Source organism: Peristeroidobacter soli, assembly GCF_004138485.1.
GTDB classification, from domain to species: Bacteria; Pseudomonadota; Gammaproteobacteria; order Steroidobacterales; family Steroidobacteraceae; genus Steroidobacter; species Steroidobacter soli.
The window spans coordinates 1,078,963-1,101,527 of sequence record NZ_ML142848.1 but is presented as its reverse complement, the minus strand read 5'-3'; the positions used below and the strand labels follow the sequence as shown (position 1 = coordinate 1,101,527).

Genomic DNA, 22,565 nt, shown 5'->3' with positions numbered 1-22,565 from the left:
CTCAATGTTTCGGCGGCTTGTAGGCGAGGGTCGCGGTCAGCGGGCCGATCAGCGGCAACAATTCGGTGCGTGCGAAGCCGGCTGCACGACAGCTGTCATCCAGGTCCGACCAGCTGAGTGCCCGGTTGCGATGGGAGTCGGCGCCCAGCAGTGCGACCAGGGACGAGCCCCGACGCCGATCCTCGCCGGTCAGAAGTTCGATGGCGATCAGGCAGCCGCCGGGTGCCAGCGCCTGATGAGCGCGCTTGATGAGCCGCGTTCGATCGGCTTCGTCGAAACGCCGGAGGATCATTGGCATGACGATGACATCGGCGCGAGGCAAGGTGCCGGCGGTGCCGGATAGGGCGAGTCTCGTGCAATCCAGGTGCGCGTGTCGGGCGGCTAGGGCCCTCGCCAGCAGGCCGCCTGTACTGCCCAGGTCGAGCATCGATCCATAGCCGGAGAAGTCGAACCGGTCGGCCAGCAACAAGGCGGCAATCGTCATCAGCCCCGTCGCCGAGGATTTCCGTCGCGCAGCCTTGGGTTGGGCGTTCTGTAACAGCACGTCGCCGAGATAGCTGGGACTGTTCCGGTCCAGGAAATGACCGCTCTCCCTACTGTTGACGTACACGGCGCCGGCATCGTCGCCTTCGCGTTCCAGAAAACCCAGCGCCACGAGCGGCTCCAGCAGCTCGGCGACGGCGCTCTGTTTCAAGCCGAGCGAGCGGCGCAGTTGACGGTTCGAGCGCGGCCCCTTGCCGAGCTCGGTGAACAAGCCAACTGCGACCGCCGACAGCAACGTCTGCGAAGCGCGGAACCCGAAGCCCGTCCGCAGAATGTGCTCCGGGGACAACATGGCCGAAGGCGATCTCATCAGTGGCGCGCGTACTTCCAGGTGGCCGCCTGCACGCGCGAGCTGACGCCGAGCTTGGTCAGAATGTTCGCGACGTGACGTTTCACCGTATGCAGACTGAGATCGAAGGCCCGGGCGATTTCTTTGTTGCTGTCGCCGGCGGTGATGCGCTCGAGGATTTCCTGTTCGCGCGCCGTCAGCCGGACCGGGCTGGGAGGGGTGGACGGGCGTGGCGCGGCCGCCGGGGTCGGCATGAGTTGCAGCAGCAGGGTGTTCAGATCGTCCCGGGTAGCGATCCGGGCCAGCGTATCGCTTACGGCTTGCCGCACTGCCTCTCGGACTTGTTCGTAGATATCGGCTTGCTCGCAGATCTCGGTATCCATTGCCTTCCCCAATCAGTGTTCTCGATGGGACGCATCCTAAGCAGCGACGAGCAGAGAAAAAATGCTCAAAAAGAGACTGCTCTAAAAGGGTACTGCCCTTTTTGACGACGCCGGATCGGGGCATCCTGCCCCGCCCGGCGTGCGCCCGGCAAAAGGCGTGACTTTTACCGGCCGCTCGTCGCCGGCGGCGACGGGGTGCATCCATGTACCTAACGTCTCGGCCGAGTACCTTCGTGAGGTTGGGCAATCTGTCTCACCTTGGGTGGTGTCTGCTTGCAGTCGAGCGCTGGTTCAGCTGGGGCAAGTTGCGGGCGAGTCTGTTCCAGGACGACGTGCGCGACAGCATCTTCAGTCAGACGAACTCACGGTGACTTCGAATGTCACCAACGTTCAGAACGTCGCCCGGGTCAGAGCCCGAGGGTTGGAGACGGCGTTCAGCGTCGCTCTGCCAGCGATTCCATCGCGCTGGGCGTCTACAACCTCACCGACGAACACGCATATCAAGCTCATCCTTATCCAGGCCGTACGGCATTTGTCGAAGCGCGCTGGTCATCGCGTCGGTGGGCTCTTTGGCCCGCATTGCCATCGCTGCTGCTTTTGGTGCTTGCCGCGCGCGTGCCGATATGCGGCTAACGGCTCGCGAACCGCGATTTCTGGAGTGCTCACCGCCATGGAATTGGCGGGACCGTGAACCAGGTACTGGTTCGCCGGACATAACGCGACTGTAATCCCTGATTGCAACGCAGAATGTTCGCAGGCATAACGTGCATCCCATTGTTTTCGTTGGATGGATGGCCGGCCCATGACGGCTGCAGCGAGAGGCTCGCCCACGGAGCGCTATCGGCGTGAGCGGCCGCCCGTGAGCCGTGAGTGCGGCGAGGAGCTGACACGCATCACGGATGACATTGACGATCCCATCGTCAAGCTGCGCTATTTGCAAAAGGCGCTCAACGAAGACGGTGACAAGAGCGCACTCGTGCAGCTCGTGCCCATTCCTCCCGCGCGTCGCGCCTGGTATCGATTGAAAGGTTTGCGCGCGCTCGACGCCGTTGCCGATGCCGATGAAGAGATTGCGGAGCGCACGCTCGCGGCTCGAAAGACTGCGCGTCGCGTTGTCGTTGGCGCGTCGGCGGCCGCGATGTTGTTTGTTCCTGTGCTCGTTGCAATCGTCGCCTGGCAGGTCAATCGATGGCGCAGTGAGCCTGAGCAAGTGGCGTCGGTGGGTTCTTCCACCGAAGCGAATGCCACTGCGATTGAAGCTACGACCGCACCGCTTTCCGTACCGACGACGCTGACCACGCCCGCGCCAGTCGAAGAAAATACGCCGGTCAATCAGCCGCCGGTCGCCGAATCATTGGCTGATGACGATGTGGGTATCGTGCCCAGCATGCTATGGCTCGCGGATCGCGGGCCGGACTGGGAGTTGTATAGCAACGGTTTGCGCATCGAGACCGCGTACACGGTGAAGGGCACGCCACGTGACTATCGCGTGCACGCTCGCGATGGCAAGTTGTTACCTACCAAGCTCGATCGTCCCATCGGCATCCTGTTTCATACCTCGGAGAGCGACCTGTGGCCGCTCGAGCCGGGCTACGAGAAAGAATTGCGCAAGGGTTCGGAAGCGTTGCTCCGCTTCGTGAAGCGTGAGCAGGCCTACAACTACATGATCGATCGCTTCGGCCGCGTGTATCGCATCGTCGATGACGACAGCCGGGCGAATCATGCCGGACACGGTGTGTGGGCGCGCGGCGACGAGGTTTATCTGGATCTGAATTCGGCATTCCTCGGGGTATCGTTCGAGTCGCGCTGGGAGGGCGGGCGCACGTTGCCCATCACGCGCGCTCAGCTGATCGCCGGTCGCAATCTCACTCATTACCTGCGGCAGCGATTCGCGATCGCGCCGGAGATGTGCGTGACGCACGGGCTCGCGAGCGTGTCGCCGAAGCGGGGCTTGATTGGATATCACCTCGACTGGGCGCGGGGGTTTCCGTTCAAAGCCTTTGGCTTGCCGGACTTGTATGCGCAGCCGCTGCCGAGCGTGGCGCTGTTCGGCTTCACTTACGACAGTGAATTCCTGCGCACGATGGGCGAGCGCTGGCCCGGGTTGATCGCGGCCGAGCAGCAGCTCGCCGGTGAGGCTCGCCAGCGCGCGATCTCTCTGGATGATTTACGGCACGAGCGCCAGGCGGAATATCGCCGCTGGCGCGCGGAACTTCCGACGCCGGCCGGGGACGAGCCTGGCCTGGCCAATCGCAACCGGTAGACAGCGGTTTTACAGACGGCAGACACAAGAGGGTAACGCTATGGACGATCGTAACGATCACGGCTCGGAATCGTCGGGCTCGGGCAGCCACACTGGCCAGAGCCAGAGCGGTACTCGCACTCGCATCGGCCTCGACGTGGGCACCAGCAAAGTGGTCTCCGCGCGCGGCGACAACATTTCACCGACCACCGATTCGCAGCTCAACGCATTCTTCGACGTGCCGTACTCGGCGTTGCACGAGCAAGGGCTGAAGGCGAATCGCACGCCGTTCTATCGCGAGAACGACCGGCTGATCGTCTACGGCGACGCTTCGGAAAAGTTCGCGCACATCTTCAACGCCAACGTGCGCCGGCCGATGGCCAAGGGCATCTTGAATCCCAGCGAGCCGCAGGCCACTCACGTGCTCGAGACCGTGCTCAGCACGCTGGTGCCTCAGTCCCGGAATCCTGGCGAATTGCTGGCGTTCTCCGTGCCGGCCGCCGCGCCCGAGACGGGTCATGAGCTGACCTATCACGAAGAAACCATCAAGCGTTATCTGAAGGGCCGGGGCTACACGCCGCTGGCGGTCAACGAAGGCCTGGCGGTGGTGCTGGCCGAGCTTGCGAAGGAAGGATTTACCGGCATCGGCATCTCCTGCGGCGGCGGCATGTGCAACGTCGCCATCTCGTACCTGTCGATTCCGTCGCTGACCATGAGCCTGGCGCACGGCGGTGACTTCATCGACGCCTCGGTCGGCGCGGTCGTCAACGAGCCTGCCACCCGCGTCAAAGCCATCAAGGAAGAGACGCTGGACCTGACCCGCGAGGGTGGCGACAAGATCGACAAGGCGCTGCACATCTATTACGACAAGCTGATCGAGCAGCTGGTCGAGGAGCTGGGCAAGGCCGTGCAGAAGACCCCCAAACTGCCCCGGAACGATCAGCCCATGCCGATCATTCTGGCTGGCGGCACCTCCAAGCCCAATGGCTTCCGGGACCGCTTCGAGAAGGCCTTGCGCCGCCGCTCCTGGCCGTTCCAGATCGGCGAGGTGCGCATGGCCAGCGATCCACTGACAGCCACCGCCCGCGGCGCCCTGGTGGCAGCGCTGGCTGAGCGCTAAGTCACAGATTCGGCTCGGAAACCTAGGGAATTCCCTGAAACTGGCCGGTACTTCGCACGAAGTACGGGCCGGGTGGGTCTGAGACATTATTGCGCGGAAATTCCCGCCTGCCCCTGTTAGGATCGAGCCTCAAGCTTTCGACGGAGTACCGATGACCGCTGATTCCATGCCGAACCGCGCGCCCGTCAACTGGCCCGCGCTCATCATGTTTGTGCTCACTACCATTCCGGTGGTGACGGTGCTCCCGTGGTACTGGGTAAAGTTCGGTTTCGACGGCTTCGAGTGGGCGTGCTTCTTCGTGCTCTGGGCGTTGAACGGCATGTCCATCACCGCCGGCTACCACCGTCTGTGGGCGCATCGCAGTTACGAGGCGTCCAAACCTCTACAGATTTTCTACATGCTGTTCGGCGCGATGGCGCTTCAGAACAGCATCCTGGTGTGGGCGTCGTCTCATCGCGTGCACCATCGCCACGTGGACGACGTGGATCAGGATCCGTACTCGGCCAAGCGCGGCCTGTGGTTCTCGCACATGGGCTGGATGCTCCGTAACTACGAGAGCGGCAAGCAGGACTTCCGTAACGCCAAGGATCTCGAAGCCAATCCGATCGTGGCCTTCCAGCACAAGCATTACGTGCTGATCGCCACGGCCATGAACCTCGGTCTGCCGCTCTTGCTGGGCTGGATGAATGGCAACATCTGGGGCAGCCTGCTGCTCGGCGGCTTCCTGCGCCTGGTCGTCAGCCATCACTGCACGTTCTTCATCAACTCGCTGGCCCACTTCTGGGGCAGCCGTCCTTACACCACTGAGAACACCGCCCGCGACAACGGCGTGCTGGCGCTGTTCACCTGGGGCGAGGGCTATCACAACTATCACCACCTGTTTCAGTGGGACTACCGCAATGGCATCCGCTGGTACCAGTGGGATCCGACCAAGTGGCTGATCTGCGCCGCCAAGTTCGTCGGCCTGGCCCGCTCCCTGAAGCGCGTCCCCGAGTTCCAGATCCGCCAGGCGCTGGTCGAACGTCAGCTGCAGGAAGCCGAAGAGAACCTCGGCCAGTGCCAGGACCACGGCCGCCTGGCCGCCCTGCGTCAGTCGCTCGAAACCGAAATGGCTCACTTCAAGGAAACGCTGGCTCACTGGGCCATGCTGCAACAGAAGAAAGTCGAAGCCGCCAAGAAGGCCGTCATCGACCACATCGAGCACACCGAGCTCGCCCAGCGCGTGCGCGAGCTCGAAGAGTCGCTGCGTCAGCAGTACCTGCGCGTGCGGCTGATCGCCGTGCAGGCGACTTGATCGGTCGGGGCGGTTGGTTCGATTGAGAGAGGGCGCCTTCGGGCGCCCTTGTTGTTTCCGGGGACTACTTGGCTTTCCAGAGTCGTCCGTCGAATTCGAACGGCTCGGGCTCGGATATTTTCAATCGCCTGAACTGGGGATGCTGGGGGTTCAGAAGCAGGTTGTGCTCGCCGGGCACGAGGATGGAGGGGACTCGCAGGACGGCAGCCGTCGCCTGTTTCGACCAGCGACTGCCAACGGATTGAGTTGCTTCACCTGGCGGCGAATCGCGCCACGTCTTCGGCAGTGACGGCAACTTGTCGATAGCGACATTCGCGGGAACGATCACACGAAACCAGACGTAGCGAATGCGTTTGTCGACCGGCTGGAGATGCACGAATGTTTCCAGCGCAGCGAGCGACAAGGATTCGCTGGTGTAGACGAGCGACGTTCCGGGACGATTCCAACGGCCACCGGCGAGCCGCGCGCCTTCGCCTGAGAAGGCGGTGGCCGCGTGCTTGGCCTTGACCAGCCGGAACGTGTACACGCTCACGAATAGACGCCGTGCTCGATTCTCAGCAGCAGATTCTCGACTTCCCGTGCGCCAGGCTCACTCCGCGCGAAGTCGATGGGGCGGCGATCGCCAAGACCGGGCTGCGGATGGGTGAGCCAGTACACGGCCTGATCGTCGTGCTCCAGTACCACGCGTGCGATGGCTACGAGGCGTGCCAGTCGATACAGGCGATCGCTGACTACAGAATCAAGTCGTCCTCGGACGGCACGCGTGCGTGCAAGAGTGCGGATGCTGACACCCAGCGCTACGGCCAGGCTTGGATCATCCAGGCCCACGACTTCCTTGAGCGCCTCCGCGGCGGCTGCAGGTAGCCCGGTCTCGATCATAGTCATCCAAGCGTCGGTGTTCTTCGGCTGCTCTCCGAGGACGCTGACGCCGCCGAGTACCTCGGCGACCCTCGGTACTGATTCGGTCATGGGTGGTTCACTTATGCCAAGTGGCATAACTATACGCGCCAATTGGCCGAATGCCAAATGCCCACTGTCTGCAGGCCAGACGGCGTCCGCGAACGATGCAGAGAACTGCTGGGACTGTTTCATAACCCACACGTTACCCCATGGCGCCGGGCGCATCGTGCAAACTAGCGGGCACGACACACAGTCGTGAATCGCGCCTGCCTCCCCCAGTTATTTGCTGTTTCCAATGACGTTACTCGACGTTAAACCTCCCGGTATCGTGGCCATGAGCGGGGCTGGTGCGGCGTTCGGCATGACGGCGGGCGATGAGCGGCAGCGGCAGGCGGAACAGTTCCGTGCCAGCGGGTTGGTGTGCGCTGATGCGAGGACACGTCCCTGTACCTCGAATCTGCCGGGAGAAGATACCCACCCCTGGCGCTGCCGATATCTTGGAGGTACCGGCTGACGTAAGAACTGGTTTATTGATTCTTGCGACTGCGCCACTCCTGGCCTTTCTCTTTAGCAAGCTCTTTCGCCGCGGCGAGTTCCTTCGCGTCCAGCACGTTGTTCTTGTCGGTGTCGGCGCGGTCGAACAGCGTGGTCGGGCCGTTCACGAATTCTTCCTTGCTCACCTTGCCGTCGCCATCGGCATCGAACTGGGTCGCGAGGAAATCTCCGCCGCGACGCTTGGCGAGACGCTCGGGGACGTCGGCGCTGTCGATGTAGCCGTCGGAGTTGCGGTCGAATTTGGCGAACTGCGCGGCGCGGGCGGCGAGGAATTCTTCGCGGGTGACGGAGCCGTCGTGGTTGGTGTCGGCGCGTTCGAAGATGCCTTCACCGCGCATCTGCGCCATGGCGGGCGCGCTTAACAGAATCAGCAGGGCGGTCGATACAAACAAGCGGGGCATGGTGCGTTCCTCAGTATCCGGGGGAAGCGCTGGTACAACCCAACGCTTCCTCCCATCAACGCACCACGGCCCGCGAGGTTGACCGCTCAGTTCGCGGTCGCGCGCTTCAGGCGTTCGAAGTAGCGATCGCGCAGGTCGGTCTGGCGTGAGCGCATGTCGATCGGGCGGCCGGCGATCCAGACCTGGTCGGCGAGGCTGGTGACATCGAGCGGGTCGCCACTCCAAAGCACCACATCGGCCACCTGGCCGGCGGCGATATGGCCCCGAGTCGCACCGAGGCCGAAGATCTCGGCGGCGTCGGCGGTCAGCGCGGTGATCGCCGCTTCCTTCGGCATGCCATGCGCGACGGCGTTGCCGGCGGTCTGGCGGACCTTGCGAGCGTTGTGGCTGTCTTCGAACTGAGTGAAGGTTAGCTTCACGCCGGCTTTGTAAAGCAGCGCTGCGTTGTCGAGGCGCGAGCCGATCTGGTCGAACGAGTTCGGCAGATTGTTGAGCGCGTCGAGGATCACCGGCACTTTGGCTTCAGCGAGTTGATCGGCCACGACCCAGGCTTCCGCGCCACCGGCGATCACCGGCTTGATGCCGTAACGTTTGGCGAACGCGATCGTCTTGACGATTTCGCCGGCGCGGTCGACGTTGAAGATCACCCGTCCGCCGGAGAGATAACGAGCGAACACTTCGCGACCCAGCGGATGCATCAGCGTCTTCTGATCGGAGACGCGATTGCGCGTTTCATGCACGGCCTGCTCGAGCACCATCCACTGTGCCGCGCGGCTGCCGCCGGAATGTGAGTTCATTCCGCCGCCGAGATTGATGAACAGCGAGCGGCTGCCATCGAGCACGGCGTCCTGACGACCATCGAGCGTCACCGCCGCGCCTTGGCCGGCGAGGAAGTTGCCGCTGCCGGCGATGCCGGGATTCAGCACGGTCCAGGTCATGCCTTCGATGCGCGTGACCGGCACGAGCACGGAGCGGCCGTTGTACGCGGCGGACACGTCGAACTCCGGCCGCCACTGCATCTCATATGCAGGCGCGCCGAGGCCAATGGAGGCGTCGTCGGTCGTCGACTCTTGTGAGACTTCCTGGATGCCGATGGTGCTGAGGCCGGCGAACATGCCCGGCGTCAGCGCGCGACCTTTGGCATCGATCACGGTGCCGTTGGAGGACAGGCCGCTGCCGATGGAGTGGATCTTGCCGTCGCGAATCAGCACGTCAGTGTTGGTGAGCGTGCCTTTGGCGGTGGACGTATAGACCGTCGCGCCACGAATCAAAACATCCTGCGCGAGGGCGGCGCTGCTGGCGCTCAGCGCCAGCACGGAGGCGATCAGAGCTTTCATTATTGTGCGCTCCCTTTCACAGCGGTCTCAAACTGGCCGAGCAGGAAATCCGAGGCGGGTTGGGTCGCCGGGTTGGCGCGGTCGTAGGCCAGCGTGCCATCGATGAACACCTGCTCGGCGAGCGCGTACACGCTGAAGGGATCGCTGTTCCAGATCACCACATCACCCATCTTGCCGGCCTCGAGCGTGCCGGTGACTTTGTCGATGCCGAGCGCCTTCGCGGCGTTCGACGTGAGCCACGTGATCGCATGCTCGCGCGAGATGGCGAGGCCCATGCGGTTGCCATAGGTCATGGCCTTCGCGGCCTCCTGGTTGAGTCGTTGTATACCCTCGGCCGAATCGGAGTGGACGATCGCGCAGGCATTCTTGGGCATGTCGGTGAGCGCGATGTTTTCCAGCACGCCATCGAAGGCTTCCATCTTGAAGCCCCACCAGTCGGCCCACTCGGCGCCGCAGATATTGTTGCTGGCGAGCACGTCGGCGATCTTGTAGGCCTCGACGGCGTGGTGGAACGCGGCGATCTTGAAGCCGAACTCCCTGGCCAGGTCGATCATGATGGCCATCTCGTCGGAGCGGTAGCAGTGGATGTGCACCAGGATCTCGCCATTCATGGCGCCGACCAGCGTTTCCGACTTCAGGTCGCGCTTGGGCGGTGAGGGCGGCTTGTCGTCCGGCTTTTTTTCGCCCTTTTGTTTCTTTTGGTACTCGGCCAGCTCGCGGCGATATTTGTTCCACTCCTCACGATAGGCCTGCGCATCGGCGAATGCCTGGCGATAGCCGGCGACATTGCCCATGCGGGTCATCGGCGCCTGACCCTTGCCGCCATAGAAGCCCTTGGGGTTCTCGCCGCAGGCCATCTTCAAGCCTTGCGGAGCGTTGGGAAATTTCATGGCCTGATAAGTCGTGGTATGCACGTTCTTCACAGTGACACCGCGACCGCCGATGAGATTGCCCGAGCCCGGGAGGATCTGCAGGGTGGTGATGCCGCCCTGGAGCGCAGTTTCGAAACCGGGATCCTGTGGCCAGATGGCGTGTTCGGCCCACGCTTGCGCGGTCACCGGGTCGACCATTTCGTTGCCGTCGCTGTGCGCGTCGACGCTGGGGCTGGGATACACACCGAGGTGTGAATGCACGTCGATCAAGCCGGGCGTGACCCAGCGACCGTTCGCTGCAATGACCCTGGCGCCGGCGGGCGCGGTCAGTTGTGTACCGACCGCCGAGATCTTGCCGTCGACGATCAGCACGTCGCCGTTGTCGATGCGCGTGCCTGTGCCGGTCAGCACAGTTGCACCGCGAATCAGTGTCGGCCCGGATGCCGGCGCTTGATACGTCGATGTATACGGTGCGGGTGTCGATGGAGCGGGGGTTGCTTGTGGCGTCGGTGTCTGCGACTGCGGCGCGGTCGCGCAGGCACTCAGCAAGAACCCCAGCAAAGGAATCATGACCGGGCGACGCGAGGCGCCGCGCGCATGAGCGTGCTGCTGCATTAGTTGTGATATCCGTGCGGCGAAAAATCGAAGCGCAAAAATCTATCAGATCAGCCTGCCTTGCGCTGCTGCTTCGTGATTCAACAACCAGCGTTTGCGGGGCAGGCCGCCGCCGTAACCGGTGAGCGAGCCGTCGGCGCCGATCAAACGATGGCACGGCACGACGATGCAGATGGGATTGGAGCCGTTCGCATGACCGACGGCGCGCACGGCTTTAGGGCGACCGATGCGCGCGGCGAAGTCGCCATAGCTCATCGTGGTGCCGACCGGAATGCTGCGCAGACCTTGCCACACCGAGCGCTGAAAGGCCGTGCCGCCGGTTTCCACGGAAATCGAATCGATGGCATCCAACTTGCCTTCGAGATAGCCGAGCAAGGCTTCTGTGATCGCGGGCGCCACCGGCTGAGTCTGGAGTTTCACGTCACCGTACAGCACCGCGAGCGTCCGTTGCAGCCGAGCTTCCAGATCGACCCAGCCCAGCGCGCGCAAGCGCTCCTGCTCATCCGCCACCACCAGCATGTCGCCAACGGGACTTTTGATGCATTCGAGTCGGAAGCTGAATGGGGTCGCGGACATGAAGAGTCTCAATGCATTTGCAGTAACAGGTGTCAGCGGCGTTATGATCACAGCGGGGACATTGCGTTGTCACTGGCCAGCTGACGAATGAGCGCAACACCAGAACCAGTAGGAACCCTGGAGATCGCCCTCTCGCATACCCGGCATTTGCTGGATCATGACCCGTCTGCGGCCGCCGAGCAGGCGCGGGAGATTTTAAAGGTCATTCCCCGACAACCGCTGGCACAGTTTCTGTTGGGCCTTGCACACAGCGCCAATGGCCAGGGCGACGAGGCGATCGCGGCCTTGCGCCGGGCGGTCGAGTTGCAGCCTGATTTGCCCGACGCGTGGCGAACGCTGGCCGACCATCTCACCGCCGCCGGCGACGCCGCAGGCGCCGACCACGCGTACGCTCAGCACATTCGATTCTCGACACGCGATCCCCGCTTGCTCGAAGCGGGCGTCGCGCTTGCGGAGAACCGCATAGCGGTCGCCGAAGCGTTGCTTCGTGAGCATTTGAAGCAGCATCCCACCGATGTCGCGGCGATTCGCATGTTCGCCGAAGTGGCCGCACGGCTCGGGCGCTATGCGGACGCTGAAGTCCTGCTCGAACGGTGCCTCGAGCTGGCGCCCAGTTTTCTCGGCGCGCGTCACAACTACGCGTTCGTTCTGCAGCGACAGAACAAGCTGGCCCAATCGCTGCAGCAGCTCGACCGCTTGCTCGCCGCCGACCCGCGCAATCCTGGATTTCGTAATCTGCTGGCCGCCGTATTGGGCCGGGTCGGAGATTACGATCGCGCGCTGAAGATCTATGCCGGTGTGGTCAAGGAGTATCCAAGTAACGCAAAGGTCTGGATGAGCTATGGCCACGCGCTGAAGACGGCAGGTCGGCAGGGCGAATGCGTAACGACGTATCGCCGCGCCATCGAGCTGTCGCCTCAGCTCGGCGAGGCGTACTGGAGTCTGGCGAATCTGAAAACATTTCGTTTCAGCGATCGGGAGGTCGCGGGCATGCAGGAGCAACTGCAACGAAACGAGCTCGGCGACGAGGATCGCTTCCACTTTCATTTCTCGCTCGGCAAGGCATTCGAGGACGCGCACGATTACCCGAAGTCGTTCGAGCACTATGAGCAGGGCAATCGGCTGCGGCGGGAGATGGTCCAGTACGACGCCGACGAGACTTCGGAGAAGACGCAGCGTTCGAAACAGTTGTTCACGCCCGGGTTCTTCGCCGCACGCGACGGCTGGGGTTCGGCCGCGCCGGATCCCATCTTCATCGTCGGCTTGCCGCGCGCGGGCTCGACGTTGCTGGAGCAGATCCTGTCCAGTCATCCGCTGGTCGAAGGCACGATGGAATTGCCCGACATCATCGACCTGTCGCGCTCGCTGGGAGGCCGTCGAGCGCGAACCGAGGCGTCGAAGTACCCCGAAGTGCTGGCTGAGCTTTCCGCCGATCAGCTGCGCGAGCTCGGCGATGAATACATCGCGAATACTCGCATCCAGCGCAAGACCGACGCGCCGTTTTTCATCGACAAGATGCCGAACAACTTCGCGCACATCGGTTTGATTCAGCTCATCCTGCCGCGGGCCAGGATCATCGACGCGCGGCGTCATCCGTTGGGCTGCTGCTTCTCCGGCTTCAAGCAGCATTTCGCGCGCGGCCAGCATTTCACTTATGGGCTCGAAGACATCGGTCGCTATTACCGCGACTATGTCGAGCTGATGGCGCATTTCGACGCGGTGTTGCCGGGGCGCGTGCATCGGGTGATTTACGAGACCCTGGTCGATGACACCGAGAATGAAGTGCGACGGCTGCTCGACTACTGCGGTCTGCCGTTCGATGAGCGTTGTCTGCGTTTCTATGAGAACGATCGCGCGGTACGCACGGCGAGCTCGGAGCAGGTGCGCCGTCCCATCTATCGCGACGGTGTCGATCACTGGCAACACTATGAATCCTGGCTGGATCCTTTGAAGCGGGCGCTCGGGCCGGTGCTCGAGTCGTATCCCGCGGTTCCTACAACATGGGGAGAGCAAGATGGTTGATCGTCGCTTGCATGCTCACAAACCTCGGCAAGGTCGCCGAAGATCGATGTCGGTTCCATTGGCTGCCGCGTTGTCCGTCACGCTGTCGCAGGCGTCGGCGCAACAGGCCAACGAAGGCGCGGTGCTCGAACAGGTGATCGTCACCGCTCAGAAACGGCAGGAGAATCTGCAGGAGGTGCCGGTCAGTATCACCGCGCTCGGCACCGCCAAGCTCGAAGAGTTGCACGTCACCGATTTCGCCGATTACGCGAAGTTTCTGCCCAGCCTGTCCTACACCTCGCTGGGCCCCGGCTTCTCGCGAGTGTTCTTCCGCGGCGTCAGCAGCGGCGACAACGGCAACCACTCGGGCTCGATGCCCTCGGTGGGTATCTATCTCGACGAGCAGCCCATCACCACGATTCAGGGCGCGCTCGACGTGCACGTTTATGACATCGAACGGGTCGAGGCGCTCGCCGGGCCGCAGGGCACGCTCTACGGCGCCAGCTCGCAAGCGGGCACGATTCGTATCATCACCAACAAACCGGATCCATCGAAGTTCGTGGCGGGCTACGACATCGAAGGCAACATGCTCGATGGCGAGGCCGGCTATGTCGCCGAGGGCTTCGCCAATCTGCCGGTGAGCGAAAATGCCGCGATCCGACTGGTCGGTTGGGGCAAGCGCGACGCGGGCTATATCAGCAATGTCGCGCGGGATCGTTTCTATCCCACCGCCGACATCACCATCAACAACGCCGACCGCGCCAAGAAAGATTACAACGATGTGGAGACTTACGGCGCGCGTGCCGCCCTGCGTGTGGATCTGAATGACAGCTGGACCATCACGCCCACGTTGATGCATCAGCAGCAGGAAGCGAACGGCGCGTTTGCTTACGATCCGAGTCTGGGCGATCTCAAGGTGGCGCGTTATCGGCCGGAAACTTCCGACGATCGCTGGACGCAAGCTGCGCTCACGGTCGAAGGCAAGATCGCCAATCTCGACGTGGTGTACGCAGGCTCTTATCTCAAGCGCAATGTGGACACCGAGCAGGACTACTCGGATTACTCGTTGTTCTACGACATCTCGTACGGCTATACCGTGTACAACGATGCGGGCGACACCATCGAGCCGACGCAGTACATCCAGGGCAAGGATCGTTACAAGCGTCAAAGCCATGAATTCCGTCTGTCGACGCCTGGCGACAAGCGGGTGCGTTTCGTCGGTGGCTTGTTCTATCAGCGCCAGCAGCACCTGATCGAGCAGCGCTACAAGATCGACAACCTGACCCCGGTCTACGAAGTGACCGACTGGCCCGACACGATCTGGCTGACGGAACAGAAGCGGGTGGATCGCGACTACGCGGTGTTCGGCGAGCTCAGTTTCGACATCACCGAGAAGCTGACGCTGACCGGCGGTGCGCGCTGGTTCAAAGCCGAAAACTCGCTGGCGGGCTTCTTCGGTTACGGCGAGGGCTACAGCAGCAGCGGTACCAACGGCGAGGCGCTTTGCAGCGGCCTGCTTGGCGATGACGTCGGGGATCGCTCCGGCTGGGTCCCCTATCACGCGGTCAGCACAGCGCCCTGTAAGAACCTCGACAAGTCCGTCAAGGACGATGGCATCACGCCGAAGGTCAATCTCACTTACAAGTTCGATGACGAACGCATGGTGTACGTGACGTACTCCAAGGGCTTCCGGCCCGGTGGCGTCAATCGTCGCGGCACGTTCCCGCCGTACGACGCCGACTATCTGAAGAACTACGAAGTGGGCTGGAAGACGACCTGGATGGACAACCGGCTGCGCTTCAACGGCGCGCTGTTCATGCTCGATTGGGACGATTTCCAGTTCTCGTTCACCGGCCTGAACGGTCTCACCAATATCACCAACGCCGGCGGCGCGCGCATCAAAGGTATCGAGACGGATGTGGAGTTCGCGGCCACCGAGAGTTTCTTGATCTCGGGCGGTCTGTCGGTGCTCGACGCCAAATTGCGTGGCGACTTCTGCGAATTGCTCGACGCAGCGGGGCAGCCGTTGCCGCTGAATCAGTGTTTCGCGCCGGACCCTTATGGCGGTCCCGACGTGCTGCGCGGCGCGAGCGACGGGACGACGCTGCCGGTCGTGCCCGACTACAAGGCGAATCTCACCGGCCGCTATCGTTTCGAGATGGGCTCGTTCGACGCCTTCGCGCAAGCCGCATTCGTCTATCAGTCCGAGAGCCGCGCGGCTCTCACGACGTTCGACGAAGGGATCCTCGGCAAGAACCGCGCGTACGGTCTGGCCGATTTCAGCTTCGGGTTCGGCAAGGAGTCGTGGACGGCCCAGGTGTTTCTGAACAACGCGTTCGACAAGCGTGCCGACATCACGCGCTTTGCGCAGTGTCGTGAGGAGATGTGCACCAAGCCCTACATCGTCACCAATCAGCCGCGCACGATTGGCGTGAAGTTCGGGCAGAAGTTCTGACGCAGACAGGGCGGGAGCGTGATGCTCCCGCCCTCGTTGTTGAACCCGAAGCCGGAACCCGGCTGCATGTGTCCATTCAGGCGGGGCATGGCGGAATTTGCTTAGACCAGTCCCGTCGGAATCTCAAGCCTTGTGGCGGCGGGGCTCGTTCTTCATAGTGCGCGCCTTCGTTTTCGCTCTGTGGACCGGACCTGATGCCGCTGCCGTCGATTCAATCCCGCATTGCCGCCGAATTGTCGGCCAAACCAGAGCAGGTCGTCGCCGCCGTGGCGCTGCTGGATGAAGGCGCGACGGTGCCGTTCATCGCGCGCTATCGCAAAGAAGCGACCGGGGGCCTGGACGATACGCAGTTGCGTACTCTGGAGGAGCGGCTGGGCTACCTGCGCGAGCTGGAAGAGCGCCGCGCGGCCATCATCGCGAGCATCGATGAACAGAAAAAGCTGACACCTGCCCTGCGTGCCAGCATCGAGGCGGCCGACACCAAGCAGCGCCTGGAGGACTTGTACCTGCCGTACAAGCCCAAGCGTCGTACCAAGGCGCAGATCGCGCGCGAGGCCGGGCTCGATGTGCTGGCTGCGGCACTGCTTGCCGATCACTCGCTGGTGCCCGAGACCGAGGCCGCGAAGTATCTGAAGCCTGCGTTCAAGAACGCCGAGGGCGACGACAACCCGGGCGTCGCGGACGTAAAGGGGGCGCTCGAAGGCGCGCGTACCATTCTGATCGAGCAATTCGCCGAAGACGCCGAGTTGCTGAACAACCTGCGTACCCACCTGCAGGACAACGGTGTCGTTGTGTCAACCGTTGCCGAAGGCAAGGAAGAGCCGGCCGCCAAGTTTCGCGACTACTTCGCGTACAGCGAGACGATCAAGACCGTGCCGTCGCATCGCGCGCTGGCGCTGTTCCGCGGCCGCAAGGAAGAGCTGCTCAAGGTCACCCTGAAGCTGCCTGAAGACATGCAGCCGCCGCCCGCGACGGGGCCGGCGCCGTTCAATGCGTGCGAGCTGAAGATCTCGGCTCGTTTCAACATCGCCGATCATAAGAAGCCCGCCGATGCCTGGCTGCTGCAGACGGTTCGCTGGACCTGGCAGGTCAAGCTCGCGTGGCAGCTGGAAGCTGAACTGCTGACGGCGTTGCGTGAGCGTTCGGAAGAAGAGGCGATTCGCGTCTTCGCGCACAACCTGCACGATCTGTTGCTCGCTGCTCCGGCCGGTCCGCGCGCCACCATGGGCCTCGACCCGGGCCTGCGCACGGGCGTGAAAGTCGCCATCGTCGATCACACCGGCAAGTTGCTAGAGACCGCAACGGTTTATCCGCACGTGCCGCGTAACGAGTGGGATCGCACGATTGCTCACTTGGCGTTGCTGGCCAAGAAGCACAACGTCGATCTGGTCAGCATCGGCAACGGCACCGCCTCGCGCGAGACCGATAAGCTCGCCGGCGAGTTGATCAAACTGCATCCGGATCTGAAGCTCACGAAGATCGTCGTGTCGGAAGCGGGCGCTTCGGTGTACTCAGCCTCCGCACTTGCGGCCAAGGAATTCCCTGATCTGGACGTGAGCTTGCGTGGCGCTGTTTCCATCGCGCGCCGTCTGCAGGACCCGCTGGCCGAGCTGGTGAAGATCGATCCGAAGTCCATCGGCGTCGGTCAGTATCAGCACGACGTGAGTCAGACCAAGCTCGCCAAGAGCCTCGACGCTGTCGTCGAGGATTGCGTGAACGCCGTCGGCGTCGATGTGAATACCGCGTCCGCCGCTTTGCTGGCGCGCATCTCCGGTTTGTCCTCGACGCTCGCCGAAAACATCGTGCGTTATCGCGACGAGCACGGCGTGTTCGCGAATCGCGCCGGCTTGAAGAAGGTGCCGCGTCTCGGTGACAAGACATACGAGCAGGCCGCCGGCTTCTTGCGCGTGATGAATGGCGACAATCCGCTCGATATGTCGGCGGTGCATCCGGAAGCGTATCCGGTGGTCGAGCGCATCATCGCGGACTTGAAGAAACCCGTGAAGGAAGTGCTGGGTGACGGCGCCACGCTGAAGAAAGTCGATCCGGCCCGGTTCACCGATGAGAAGTTCGGCTTGCCGACGGTGAAGGACATCCTCAAGGAGCTCGAGAAACCGGGCCGCGACCCGCGCCCCGAGTTCAAGACCGCGACGTTCAAGGACGGCGTGGAAGAGCTGAAGGATCTGACCCAGGGCATGATCCTGGAAGGCGTCGTCACCAACGTCACCGCGTTCGGCGCGTTCGTCGACATCGGCGTCCATCAGGACGGCCTGGTGCACATCTCCATGATGTCGAACAAGTTCGTCAAGGACCCGCGCGAAGTGGTGAAGGCCGGCGACGTGGTGAAAGTCAAAGTGCTGGAAGTCGACCAGCAGCGCAAACGCATCGCCCTCACCATGCGCCTCGACGAGTCCGCTCAGCGCGTGCGTGACAACTCGTCCGGCGACTTCCGCCGCGACCGCGACTCACGCCCGCCGCCGCGTCAACAGCAGCAGCCGCGTCGCGAAGAGTCGGTGGGTGCCGGCGCGATGGCCGATGCGTTCGCCGCGGCCCTGAAACGCAAATAAGAACTCTCTCACACGCATGGGCCGAAGTCTCGCTTCGGCCCATGTCATTTCGTGGGTTCTTTGAAATCTCTGTCGATTCGAGCCTTCACTATCTTCCTCAGCTCGGCGGGCAGGTCGGTGTCGCGCTCCCGAGCGAGTAAGGTCGCGCGCTGAGTCATCCCATGGTGCGCGAGTTCCTTGGTGAACTCCCGGTCCTTTTCCCTTCCGGCGACATACTTCGAAATCGCCAAGTCGTGAACCTCGAGACACAGGCCCGTCACGCCCACCGTATTCGGATTGTTGATTCGTATCAGTCGCTCGCGCCAGCCACCGGGCAGCGTCGCGGTTTTATCGTCGACGCCCTGGGCGTAGTAACCATACATTTCGTGGAAGGGTGAACCCTCGCCGATACTGCCGTCGATCAGATCCGACAGCTGTGGATGGTGCATCGGGAACACATCGGCTTCGGCTGAGACCAGCAGAGACGCAGGAGCGTTGGGAAACTGTCCGAGGATCGACTGACTTCCGATGACGACGATTTCCGAGTCGTTGGCGATCGAACCCGCCGCCCGGATGATGTGCTCAAGCTCGGAACGCTTCATGGATGCGCCATCGTTCCTGGTTGGTGAGTATCCCAGCGAAGGGGGAAGACTGGCGCAGCCGCGCGCCGTTCTCGCTGGGCTCGGTGATGAGCGCCGCGATGTTCGCCCACGGCTGATTCAAAAGTTCGCGCCATTCGTCCAGCCATGCTGGTCGCTGGTCATTTCGCTGGGCGCTCCAGCGTTCGACGTTGCCTCGGGCAACTTGCAACAGCTTCGGATCGCGCTCGATCTTTCGAGCAATGACCGCATGCATCGCGAGGCTGCGAGCCTCCAGCAGGCGATGTGACGAGTAGGTCGCCGGCGCAGCGGATTCCGCGGCAACCCAGGCGACGACGGGTCTCAGTCCGGCGGCTTTTTTTCGTTCGCGCAGACGACGCATCCGCTCGGCAGCGGACATCGCTGATCCTGTCGACGGACGGCCCCGAGCGCGTTTCTTCGCCATTTAATTAGCGTAACGTGTTACGAATATTGTCGCAACACGAGCCTTGCGAACGAGCGGAACGCTGATTCCTCAGCGTTCCTTCGGCGTATTCCACGGCCGATTGCCACCGCCTTTTCCGCCGCCGCCACCACCGCCGTTGTTGCTATTTGACGGGGACGGACGTGAGGGCTGCGGCTGGGCGCGAGGCTGCTCCTGCTGCCGCGGTTGGCTTGGCGGAGGAGAGTAGTTGCGCGGTTCGCTGCGAGGTTGTGGCGGGCTGTATTGGCGAGGCTCAACGCGAGGCTGAGGCTGGCTGTACTGGCGCGGCTCGACGCGGGTGCCGCCCGAGCTGCCGGAACTGCGAGATTGCTCGCGATCGCGGAACCGGTCCTGGACGCTGTCGTTGGGGCGATAGAAGCCGTTGCCGTTCTGCTGATAGCCGTTGCTTGGCACGCGTTGCATGTGATCGTTGCGACGGATGTTCGACGACTCTTCCGCCGGCATGCTTCTCACTCGATCGCGAACATCGTCGCGAGTGCGCTCGGTGGCGCGAGGCGAAGGCGTGGAGAAGTTATTGCCGGGGCGAGACGACGAGTTGTCGTTGCGATCCTCGCGGTCACGACGCGTTTGCCACTCGCGCACCGAGTCGTTATTCAGTTCGCGAGGGCGATTGTTGCCGTTGATGCCCAGCGCCTGGTCACGCTCGGTGCGCTTGATATCGGGGCCGCTGCCCGGGCGGATCGCACGGAAATCGCCGCCACGTTTCGGATTGCCGTCCTGGCGGTCCAGCAGCTCGGAGCGGCCGACCGGTCGGCCGCCGTTCGATTCGATGGCACTGCGTTCGCGATGGAAAGGCACGCGACCGGCGTAGTAGTCACCGCGGCCCATGTTGAACCGATTGGCATCGCGTGGCGGCTGACGGACCTGTCCACCGAGCACGCTTTCGCGATATGGCGCGATGGCGGGTGGTTCACGCACGCCGTGCCAGCTGCGCATGTCGTGGTCGCTTGGCCGCACCCAGTGATCGCCGATGCGTCGGCCGCCGACGAAGTAATCGCGCGATACTGAAGTCACGGCGCCCGGATAACGGTGATAGTCGAAGTGCGGCGGCGGAGCGCGCCGGCCGCCGTAGAAATAGTTGTTGTTGACCACAACCGTGTTGGAAACATTCACGTAGCGGATGTACCGCGGCGTGTGCCGGTAGCCCGGATAGTAAATATCGCGAGGTCCCAGCGGATACCACCCGACGTTACTGAACGAGACGGAGATGCCCACACCCGGGCCGCCGACCCAGCCGACCAGTGCCGGCGCATACACGGGGCGAATGTGACGCGGGCCGGGGACCCAGCACCAGCTGCTGCGAATGTAGGCCCAGCGGCCATAGTGAAACGGCGCGTAGCCCCAGCGAGCGTCATCGACCCACGAATAGCCCCACGGCGACACATACACCCAGCGACCGTAGCGGTACGGCGCCCAGCCGCTCACAACATAGGTCGGTCGCCACACGTAGCCGTACTCGGGCTCGCTGATCCAGGTGCCGTTGTCGTCGAGGTCTTCGTAACCGACCACGTCGCGAGAAACATACTGCGCCGACTTCGAGCGCTCGTTGCGACCGTCGCGATCGTTCGCCCAGTTCTCGAATGCGGTGCGCGGACCGAGCGGCTCGATCTGACCGGTGAGCGTTTCCAAGCCAGTGAACACGCCGCGTTCATTGGCGCGCACCGTGAATTCCTTGTTGCCGCCTCTAACTTCGGCCTCACCGGTGCGGGTCTTGACGATGGTGCGATCGGCCGCCTTGTCGACTTCGATGTGATATTCGCCGACGCGATTCAAATACACCGTGGAGTGCGGCGTCTCGACTTGAATGGTTTCGCCTTGGGCGAGACGGCGCACGCGAATGGTGGCGGCACCTTCAGTGAGGCTCGCTTGCAGCACGTTGTCGTCCAGCTCGATGAAACCGAAGCCGGTGTCACCATCGAGATACACCGCCGCGGAGCCGATCTGCAGCTCGGCGCGACCTTTGTCTTCGACCCACAGTCGATCGCCGCTGGTCAACGGACGGTTGAGCGCGGCCTCGGCCCATTCTTCGGTGCCGGCCGGCGCGACGGTGACTTCACCATCGACATAGCCGAGGCGGGCGACACGACTCGGCGGGTCGGTCACGGCGGTGCCGCGGCTGGAAGACTCAGTGGCGGATTGTGGCTCGACCACAGGTTCGACAACGGGCGCCCCATCGTCGGAAGATTCGACAACGGGTTCCGGCTCGACCACGGGCTCCTGGGCTCGCGCGACGCCGCCGAAAGCGACGAGCAAGACCGCGCTGCTCGCGAGTCCCGTCAGCCACTGTGTCAGGGAATTCGTCACCTTGCTGCCACCTGTGAGTTGGCCGCTTGATCGATCCGTGAGTCGGCGGTTGGCGTTACCCGAAATCATGTTGCCCACCCCCGTTTAGAACGGTTGTGAGCATGATCCGTTCCCTGGGGTGAACTCAAGGTGAACAGCTTCGATACGTTGCCTGGACGTCCGGGCAGCCCGGAAAAACAAGTAATTAAGTTCAAAAGGAGTCTCATGCCGGGTGCCATCGTGATCGGAGCCAGCTCGGGCATCGGGGCCGCGCTGGCGCGGCGTCTGTCCAGCCAGGGTTATCGAGTCGGCCTCGCCGCGCGTCGTGGCGATCTGCTCGAGAGCATTCGCTCCAGCCTGCCCGACGCCGCGTTCACCAAAGTGATCGATATTGCCCAGCCTGAACACGCCATGTCGGCGCTGCGTGAGCTCGCTGCCGAGGTGGGCGATGTAGAGCTGTATGTAGTCAGCTCCGGCGTGGGGTATATCAATCCGACTCTGGAGTGGTCGCAAGAACGAAGCACCATCGAAGTGAATGTCCTCGGCTTCACCGCCATGGTGAACGCAGCCATTCACGCGCTCGAACAGCGGGGCTCGGGACATCTGGTCGGCATCTCATCGATAGCGGCCCTGCGTGGCGGTCGGGCCGCGCCGGCATACAACGCGTCCAAAGCGTTTGTTTCCAATTATCTCGAAGGCATCCGGCAGCGCTGCCATCGCAACGGCCTGCCGATCACGGTGACCGATATCCAGCCCGGTTTCGTGGCGACCGCCATGGCGCAGGGGCCGGGGCTGTTCTGGGTGGCTCCGGCCGAGAAGGCGGCGGAACAGATATTGGCTGCCATCCGTGGCCGGAAGCGGCACGCCTATGTGACCCGGCGCTGGCGGCTGATGGCGTGGTTGCTACGGGGCTTACCCGCGGCCTGGTATCAGCGAATGTAGCAGCACCGACAGAATGTTGACGTTCGGGCGCTGTCCGGACGGCATGCCCCGCTCAGTTGTGAGATACATCGCGGATTACCTAAGGCGGCTGCCTAATACTCGGTCAGGTCAAATAACAAGATCTTGGC

At 62.8% G+C, this 22,565-nt stretch carries 19 protein-coding genes and 1 pseudogene; 8 read left to right on the top strand and 12 right to left on the bottom strand.

What is annotated here, in order from left to right; translation table 11 throughout:
* Position 1 precedes the first annotated feature (1 nt).
* Entirely contained in the window at positions 2-853 is an 852-nt protein-coding gene (locus tag EKO19_RS04490) for a methyltransferase family protein (protein WP_129775187.1), read from the bottom strand.
* Positions 853-1,215, bottom strand: coding sequence for a response regulator transcription factor (locus EKO19_RS04485; protein WP_129775186.1), 363 nt, complete (start codon positions 1,213-1,215; stop codon positions 853-855). Before EKO19_RS04485 ends, EKO19_RS04490 begins: the two co-directional genes overlap by 1 nt.
* A 203-nt stretch (positions 1,216-1,418) precedes the next feature.
* Between EKO19_RS04485 and EKO19_RS38555 the strand changes: the two genes are divergently transcribed.
* The 4 genes from EKO19_RS38555 to EKO19_RS04465 all read left to right on the top strand — a co-directional run bounded on the left by EKO19_RS38555 (position 1,419) and on the right by EKO19_RS04465 (position 5,871).
* A complete protein-coding gene (locus EKO19_RS38555) occupies positions 1,419-1,586 on the top strand; it encodes a hypothetical protein (protein WP_175596952.1) in 168 nt (55 codons plus the stop codon).
* A gap of 431 nt (positions 1,587-2,017) precedes the next feature.
* Positions 2,018-3,478 carry a peptidoglycan recognition protein family protein gene (locus EKO19_RS04475; protein ID WP_157995118.1) on the top strand — a complete coding sequence of 487 codons (1,461 nt, stop codon included), beginning with the start codon at positions 2,018-2,020 and terminating at the stop codon, positions 3,476-3,478.
* Positions 3,479-3,518: 40 nt separating this feature from the next.
* Positions 3,519-4,577, top strand: a complete 1,059-nt coding sequence (locus EKO19_RS04470; protein WP_129775184.1) for a cell division protein FtsA — start codon at positions 3,519-3,521, stop codon at positions 4,575-4,577.
* A gap of 151 nt (positions 4,578-4,728) precedes the next feature.
* On the top strand, positions 4,729-5,871 hold the full coding sequence (locus EKO19_RS04465; protein ID WP_129775183.1) for an acyl-CoA desaturase: 1,143 nt from the start codon (positions 4,729-4,731) through the stop codon (positions 5,869-5,871).
* Between the two features lie 64 nt (positions 5,872-5,935).
* On the opposite strand, the gene EKO19_RS04460 is transcribed toward EKO19_RS04465, so the two are convergent.
* The 7 genes and pseudogenes from EKO19_RS04460 to EKO19_RS04435 all read right to left on the bottom strand — a co-directional run bounded on the left by EKO19_RS04460 (position 5,936) and on the right by EKO19_RS04435 (position 11,127).
* Positions 5,936-6,403 (bottom strand): RES family NAD+ phosphorylase, encoded by a 468-nt coding sequence (locus tag EKO19_RS04460; RefSeq protein ID WP_129775182.1) that lies wholly within the window; start codon positions 6,401-6,403, stop codon positions 5,936-5,938.
* Positions 6,400-6,840 (bottom strand): type II RES/Xre toxin-antitoxin system antitoxin, encoded by a 441-nt coding sequence (parS, locus tag EKO19_RS04455; RefSeq protein WP_157995117.1) that lies wholly within the window; start codon positions 6,838-6,840, stop codon positions 6,400-6,402. Before parS ends, EKO19_RS04460 begins: the two co-directional genes overlap by 4 nt.
* Before the next feature lie 458 nt (positions 6,841-7,298).
* Positions 7,299-7,727, bottom strand: coding sequence for an EF-hand domain-containing protein (locus EKO19_RS04450; RefSeq protein WP_129775180.1), 429 nt, complete (start codon positions 7,725-7,727; stop codon positions 7,299-7,301).
* An 86-nt stretch (positions 7,728-7,813) separates the two neighbouring features.
* Complete coding sequence (locus EKO19_RS04445; RefSeq protein ID WP_129775179.1) at positions 7,814-9,064, bottom strand: amidohydrolase family protein; 1,251 nt, start codon at positions 9,062-9,064, stop codon at positions 7,814-7,816.
* Positions 9,064-9,438, bottom strand: a complete 375-nt coding sequence (locus tag EKO19_RS39735) for an amidohydrolase family protein (RefSeq protein WP_407676638.1) — start codon at positions 9,436-9,438, stop codon at positions 9,064-9,066. Before EKO19_RS39735 ends, EKO19_RS04445 begins: the two co-directional genes overlap by 1 nt.
* A 368-nt stretch (positions 9,439-9,806) precedes the next feature.
* Positions 9,807-10,407: pseudogene (locus EKO19_RS39730) on the bottom strand (amidohydrolase); the annotation flags it as partial.
* Between the two features lie 189 nt (positions 10,408-10,596).
* Positions 10,597-11,127, bottom strand: coding sequence for a methylated-DNA--[protein]-cysteine S-methyltransferase (locus EKO19_RS04435; RefSeq protein ID WP_129775178.1), 531 nt, complete (start codon positions 11,125-11,127; stop codon positions 10,597-10,599).
* Between the two features lie 87 nt (positions 11,128-11,214).
* On the opposite strand from EKO19_RS04435, the gene EKO19_RS04430 reads away from it, so the two are divergent.
* The 3 genes from EKO19_RS04430 (at position 11,215) to EKO19_RS04420 (ending at position 18,150) form a co-directional block, all read left to right on the top strand.
* A complete protein-coding gene (locus EKO19_RS04430; RefSeq protein ID WP_129775177.1) occupies positions 11,215-13,149 on the top strand; it encodes a tetratricopeptide repeat-containing sulfotransferase family protein in 1,935 nt (644 codons plus the stop codon).
* Positions 13,150-13,195: 46 nt separating this feature from the next.
* Positions 13,196-15,583 (top strand): TonB-dependent receptor, encoded by a 2,388-nt coding sequence (locus tag EKO19_RS04425; protein ID WP_129775176.1) that lies wholly within the window; start codon positions 13,196-13,198, stop codon positions 15,581-15,583.
* 194 nt (positions 15,584-15,777) lie between these two features.
* On the top strand, positions 15,778-18,150 hold the full coding sequence (locus EKO19_RS04420; RefSeq protein ID WP_129775175.1) for a Tex family protein: 2,373 nt from the start codon (positions 15,778-15,780) through the stop codon (positions 18,148-18,150).
* Positions 18,151-18,194: 44 nt separating this feature from the next.
* On the opposite strand, the gene EKO19_RS04415 is transcribed toward EKO19_RS04420, so the two are convergent.
* From EKO19_RS04415 to EKO19_RS04405, 3 genes are all read right to left on the bottom strand, one after another.
* Entirely contained in the window at positions 18,195-18,731 is a 537-nt protein-coding gene (locus EKO19_RS04415) for a DUF6036 family nucleotidyltransferase (RefSeq protein WP_129775174.1), read from the bottom strand.
* On the bottom strand, positions 18,712-19,128 hold the full coding sequence (locus tag EKO19_RS04410; protein WP_217705116.1) for an antitoxin MazE-like protein: 417 nt from the start codon (positions 19,126-19,128) through the stop codon (positions 18,712-18,714). The genes EKO19_RS04415 and EKO19_RS04410 overlap by 20 nt, the downstream gene beginning before the upstream one ends.
* A 114-nt stretch (positions 19,129-19,242) precedes the next feature.
* Positions 19,243-21,516, bottom strand: a complete 2,274-nt coding sequence (locus tag EKO19_RS04405; protein WP_129775172.1) for a DUF6600 domain-containing protein — start codon at positions 21,514-21,516, stop codon at positions 19,243-19,245.
* A 204-nt stretch (positions 21,517-21,720) separates the two neighbouring features.
* Here EKO19_RS04405 and EKO19_RS04400 point away from each other — a divergent pair, with 204 nt between their 5' ends.
* The gene (locus EKO19_RS04400; RefSeq protein ID WP_129775171.1) at positions 21,721-22,437 is read left to right on the top strand and encodes an SDR family NAD(P)-dependent oxidoreductase; all 717 of its coding nucleotides are present in this window, start codon (positions 21,721-21,723) and stop codon (positions 22,435-22,437) included.
* The last annotated feature ends 128 nt before the right edge of the window (positions 22,438-22,565 follow it).